This window comes from Peterkaempfera griseoplana (assembly GCF_001418575.1).
Classification (GTDB): domain Bacteria; phylum Actinomycetota; class Actinomycetes; order Streptomycetales; family Streptomycetaceae; genus Peterkaempfera; species Peterkaempfera griseoplana.
Genome location: NZ_LIQR01000668.1, coordinates 1 through 4,849 on the forward strand (window position 1 = coordinate 1; position 4,849 = coordinate 4,849).

Annotated in this window: 4 protein-coding genes; 1 reads left to right on the plus strand and 3 read right to left on the minus strand. The window is 73.7% G+C overall.

Annotated elements, in window-relative coordinates; genetic code table 11:
- Positions 1-14: 14 nt before the first annotated feature.
- Positions 15-842 (minus strand): 2-keto-4-pentenoate hydratase, encoded by an 828-nt coding sequence (locus AOK09_RS35090; protein WP_055591243.1) that lies wholly within the window; start codon positions 840-842, stop codon positions 15-17.
- A 317-nt stretch (positions 843-1,159) separates the two neighbouring features.
- Positions 1,160-1,864 carry a hypothetical protein gene (locus tag AOK09_RS35095; protein WP_245687626.1) on the minus strand — a complete coding sequence of 235 codons (705 nt, stop codon included), beginning with the start codon at positions 1,862-1,864 and terminating at the stop codon, positions 1,160-1,162.
- A gap of 293 nt (positions 1,865-2,157) precedes the next feature.
- Between AOK09_RS35095 and AOK09_RS35100 the strand changes: the two genes are divergently transcribed.
- Positions 2,158-2,559, plus strand: coding sequence for a universal stress protein (locus AOK09_RS35100; RefSeq protein WP_245687627.1), 402 nt, complete (start codon positions 2,158-2,160; stop codon positions 2,557-2,559).
- A gap of 105 nt (positions 2,560-2,664) precedes the next feature.
- On the opposite strand, the gene AOK09_RS35105 is transcribed toward AOK09_RS35100, so the two are convergent.
- Entirely contained in the window at positions 2,665-4,485 is a 1,821-nt protein-coding gene (locus tag AOK09_RS35105) for an MFS transporter (protein WP_055591246.1), read from the minus strand.
- Positions 4,486-4,849 lie beyond the last annotated feature (364 nt).

The window sequence follows — 4,849 nt, forward strand, 5'->3', positions numbered from 1 at the left end:
GGGCGGGGCGCCGCTCAGCCGTCCGCCCCCTCGGCGTGGGCGAACGCCACCCGTACCGACCCCAGGCCGCTGATGTGCGCCTCGAAGGCATCGCCCGGCGAGGCGGCCGCCATCGGGCCGAGCGCGCCCGTGAGGACGATCTCCCCGGCCCGCAGCGGGTCCCCGGCCTGGGCGAGGACACCGGCCAGCCACACCGCCGCGTTGAGCGGGCCGCCCAGGCAGTCGGCCCCGCTGCCCCGGGAGACCTCCGCACCGCCGCGGGTCGTCGTCATCGCCACCCCGCGCAGATCCACCGCGGTCAGCGGCACGGGGGTGCCGCCCAGGACGAAGAGGCCGGAGGAGGCGTTGTCGGCCACCGTGTCGACCAGGCTGATGTCCCAGCCGGCGATGCGGCTGTCCACCAGCTCCAGGGCGGGCAGGGCGAAGTCGACGGCGCGCAGCACATCGGCCACCGTGCACTGCGGATGGGGCAGGTCCCGGCCCAGCACCAGCGCCACCTCGGCCTCCACCTTGGGCTGCAGCAGCCGTCCGGCCGGCACCACGCCGCCGTCGGGCACCGCCATGTCCGACAGCAGCGCGCCGAAGTCCGGCTGGTTCACCCCGAGTTGACGCTGCACCGCGGGCGAGGTGAGACCGATCTTGCGACCGACCACCCGTCGGCTCCCGGTGAGGGACCGCTGGATGTTCAGCTGCTGCACGGCGTAGGCGTCGGCGACGCCGCCGTCGGCGAGCAGCCCGCGTACGGGTGCGCAGGGCACCCCGGTCCGGGCGGCCTCGGCCAGCGCGTCGGCGGCCTTGTGCACCGCCGCGCCCGGGGTGCCGGCGGTGGGGGGAGTCGGCATGGCGACCACTCCAGGGAGTCGAGGGGGACGGAGGCGGTACGGACGATTCAGCGGACCGGCTGTCATTGTTCCGCGACGCGGTGCGGATCCGGCGGCAGCAGGCCGGTCGGCCACGCCGGCACCACGGGGCGCGCCCGGGGACACGGACCGCCCGGGGACAGCGCCGGCCCGTGCGGCCGCGCCCCTCGCCGGGTCATCGTCCGGACGGAGAGCGATCGGGTGACGGCTCAGGGCGTCGGCCGCGTCACCGTACCGGCCGTCCCGAGGACGCACCGAGCGCGCCCGGGCCGCCGGGGCGGTGGCGGGCCGCGTCGGCGTCAGGGCGGGGGAGCGGTCACGGCCAGGAAGCGGACACCGCCGGACGCCTGGTACAGCAGCGCCTCCCACCCCCACCGCGAGAGCACGGCGGCGCAGGACTCCAGGTGCCGTTGGGCCTCTGCCGCGGCCGGGGTCCCGGGCAGCGGCCGCCACTCCACCCGCGCCTGGCCCGGGCCCGCGCCCTCGGTGACGCGGTAGCCGGCCCGTATCCGCCGCCCCGCGGAGTCGGCCACCGCGGCGGGCATCCCCGCGGCCTCCAGCGCCAGAGCCACCGCGGCGACGGTACGGGTGCGCTCCCAGGCGGCCGGCGTGTCCTGCGGCCGGGAACCGCCGCCGGTCATCCGCCGGATCTCCAGCAGCGACTCCCAGGCGGCGGCCGCTGCCGCCGCCCGTCCGGGGGCGGGCTCGGCGGTGCCGGTTTCCTCGCCGGTCGCGGCCGTGAAGCCGGACTCGGGGCCGGGCGCGGGGCCGGGCTCCAGGGCGGCCCGGTGGGCGGCCTCCAGCCGGGCGCGCACCTGCCGCCCGAAGTCTGTCAGATAGCGGGCGCCGCGCCGCCCGTAGGCGTCCGCCAGCCGCTTGGCCACCAGGGCGCGCAGCACGGACGGGCTGGCGGTGACCTCACCGGTGACCGGGTCCGCCGCCAGGACCGCGCGCTGCTGGGCCGCGCTGAGGGAGGTGCCGTGGGCGGCCGGCCACTCGGGCATCGCGTTCCTCCTTCGCCCCTGTTCCCTCCCGCCAGTATCACCGGGCGCCGCCGGGCCGGGCACGCCTGGCGAACGGACCTCCGGCGCCGGGCCGTTCGGACGGCCGGGCGTCCGCGGCGGAGGGCCGACTGGTGAGGTCAGGGGGCTGTCGCCCTACCATTAGCGCACGTAAACTAACCATCGCCCGACGCCGTGGGGCCGCACGTCGGACGTGCCCCGGGCCGGGTGGACCCTGGAGGACGGGCTTGGCGTTCGAACGCGGGACGGACGGTCCAAGAGTGATCCTCGTCGGGGTGAACGGTTCCGACGCCTCCTGGCGGGCCGCCGCCTACGCCACCGGGCTGGCACGGCGACAGGGCGCGCTGCTGGTACTGCTCTATGTGCAGCCCGTCCCCGCGATCGCGGCCACCACCGGCTTGGGAGCCGCGCTGGTCGAGATGACCCGGTCGGTCGCCGAGCAGATCTGCGACCAGGTGCGTGCCGGGCTGGCCAGCATGGACGGGACGAGCGCACCGCGCTGGGAGTTCCGCACGGTCTCCGGTCATGTGGTCAGCTGCCTCTCCCAGGCCGCCTGCGAGCTGCGCGCGGACGCCGTCGTCATCGGCACCTCACGGCGCATCGGCCGCCGCCTGCCCGGGTCGATCGCGGCCCGCCTGGTCAGGTCCGGGCGCTGGCCGGTGACCGTGGTCCCCTGACCTGCGCCGCCCACCGTACCGCCGTGCCCCCGTCGCACCGGCCGCGGACGGCTGAGCCGCGGGCCCACCGGTGCACCGGCGGACCCGCGGCTCAGCCGCTTCGGCTCAGGAGGCGTCCGTACCCGCCGGCGCTCCGCGTCCGGCGACCCCGTCGGCACCACCGGGCCGCTCGCCGCTCGGCACCACCAGCTCGCTCGGCGCCAGACCGGCCTCGCCGGACACCGCGGCCAGCTCGGACCCCAGCGACTCCACGGCCTGCACCCTGTGCCGCCGGCCGAGCCGGTCGGTCAGCAGCGAGGAGAGCGCGGCGACCAGGCAGGCGGCCACCGCGAACCAGAAGGCCACCACCAGGCCCTGGTGGAAGGGCTCGGAGATCAGATGGGGGAAGAACTGCTTGCTGGTGACGGCGCTTCCGCCGTCCGGCAGTCCGGAGAGCTGACCGCCCAGCAGCTGCTGGAAGGGGTTGTAACCGAGGAAGGCCGCGAACAGTACCGCGATCGGCGGCAGCTGCGAGACCTGGTGGGCCACGCCCTCGGGCACGCCCTGCTGCACCAGTCCGTCATGCATGGCGCCCGGCAGGGTGTTGGACAGGCCGGCGATCATCAGGCTGAAGAAGATGCCGATGGAGAGCACCATCGAGGAGTTCTGGAAGGTCGCCGTCATACCGGCGCCGGCACCGCGGGAGTCCGCCGGGACGGCGTTCATGATCTCGGCGCGGTTCGGGGACGAGAACAGGCCGGAGCCCAGGCCGTTGACGAGCAACAGCACCGCGAAGACCCAGTAGCTGAAGTCGGTGGGCAGCGCCATCAGTGCCAGGAAGCTGCCCGCGGTGATCAGGGTGCCGGCCACGGTGAAGGGCCGGGCGCCGAAGCGGTCCGACAGCCAGCCGGAGACCGGCGCGGAGAGCAGGAACCCGATGGTCAGCGGAATCATGTAGATACCGGCCCAGAGCGGGGTCTGCTCGAAGCTGTAGCCGTGCAGCGGCAGCCAGATGCCCTGGAGCCAGATGATCAGCATGAACTGCAGGCCGCCGCGCCCCAGCGCGGTGAGCAGGCTCGCGATGTTGCCCGCGGTGAACGCGCGCAGCCGGAAGAGCGAGAGCCGGAACAGCGGGTCGGAGACCACGGACTCGATGCGTACGAAGACCGCGAGCACCACCGCGCCGCCGATCAGCGCGGTGAGCACCCAGGGGTTGCTCCAGCCCATGGTGCTGGAGCCGTACGGCTGGATGCCGTAGGTGATGCCGACCAGGATGGAGATCAGGCCGACGGCGAAGGTGACATTGCCCCACCAGTCCATCCGGGCCCGCTGCCGCAACCCGGTGTCACGCAGCTTCAGATACGCCCATATCGTGCCGAAGATGCCGAACGGCACCGACACCAGGAAGATCATCTTCCAGTTCACCGGCGCCAGCACGCCGCCCAGCACCAGGCCGAGGAACGAACCGGCGATCGCCGCCAGGGAGTTGATGCCCAGGGCCGTGCCGCGCTGCTCGACCGGGAAGGCGTCGGTGAGGATGGCGGTGGAGTTGGCGAACAGCAGCGCCCCGCCGATCCCCTGGAGGATCCGCCACCCGATCAGCCACAGGGCGCCCGCGCTGCCCTGCATCCAGGTCAGCGAGAGCATCACCGAACAGAGGGTGAAGGCCGCGAAACCCATGTTGTACATGCGTACCCGGCCGAACATGTCGCCCAGTCTGCCGAAGGTCACCACCAGCACCGCCGTGACGACCATGAAGCCCATCAGCATCCACAGCAGATAGCTGGTGTTGGAGGGGTCGAGCGGGTCGAGGTGGATGCCCCGGAAGATGTCCGGAAGCGCGATCAGGACGATGGACTGGTTGATCATCACCATCAGCACACCGAGGGTGGTGTTCGACAGCGCGATCCACTTGTAGTGGCGCCCCCGTTCGGGAGCCTGGGACATGACGGGTGACGCCTGTTCGGGACTGGACACTGCTAGCCCGTTCCTCCGATTCGCCCGCCGAGCGCCGGGGGTGCTCCAAGCGGGCTGAAGATTAGGTGGTTGACGCAAGCAACCATATCGTGTGCAGATGACATCCATGTGACGCCGGTCCGTACCGCTGGCGGTACTGGATGCACCGGAGGCCGGTGGGCGCGCCGGAGGGTGCGCCGTCCACTCCGGCTCGGAGGGCGTCGGCCGGTGCCGGACGCTCGGCCGTCCCACAGGGCGCTGCCGCTGACGGCTGGACGGATCCCCGGTCACCGGGCATGCAAGGACCGCCGCCGGGCCGCAGGCGGGGCGGGAGCGCGCCGGGACGGGGGAGTGG

Bases quoted from the DNA above. Each gene is read 5' to 3' on its own strand.
- AOK09_RS35090 (WP_055591243.1), bottom strand. From the start codon at position 842: ATGCCGACTCCCCCCACCGCCGGCACCCCGGGCGCGGCGGTGCACAAG.
- AOK09_RS35095 (WP_245687626.1), bottom strand. From the start codon at position 1,864: ATGCCCGAGTGGCCGGCCGCCCACGGCACCTCCCTCAGCGCGGCCCAG.
- AOK09_RS35105 (WP_055591246.1), bottom strand. From the start codon at position 4,485: ATGTCCCAGGCTCCCGAACGGGGGCGCCACTACAAGTGGATCGCGCTG.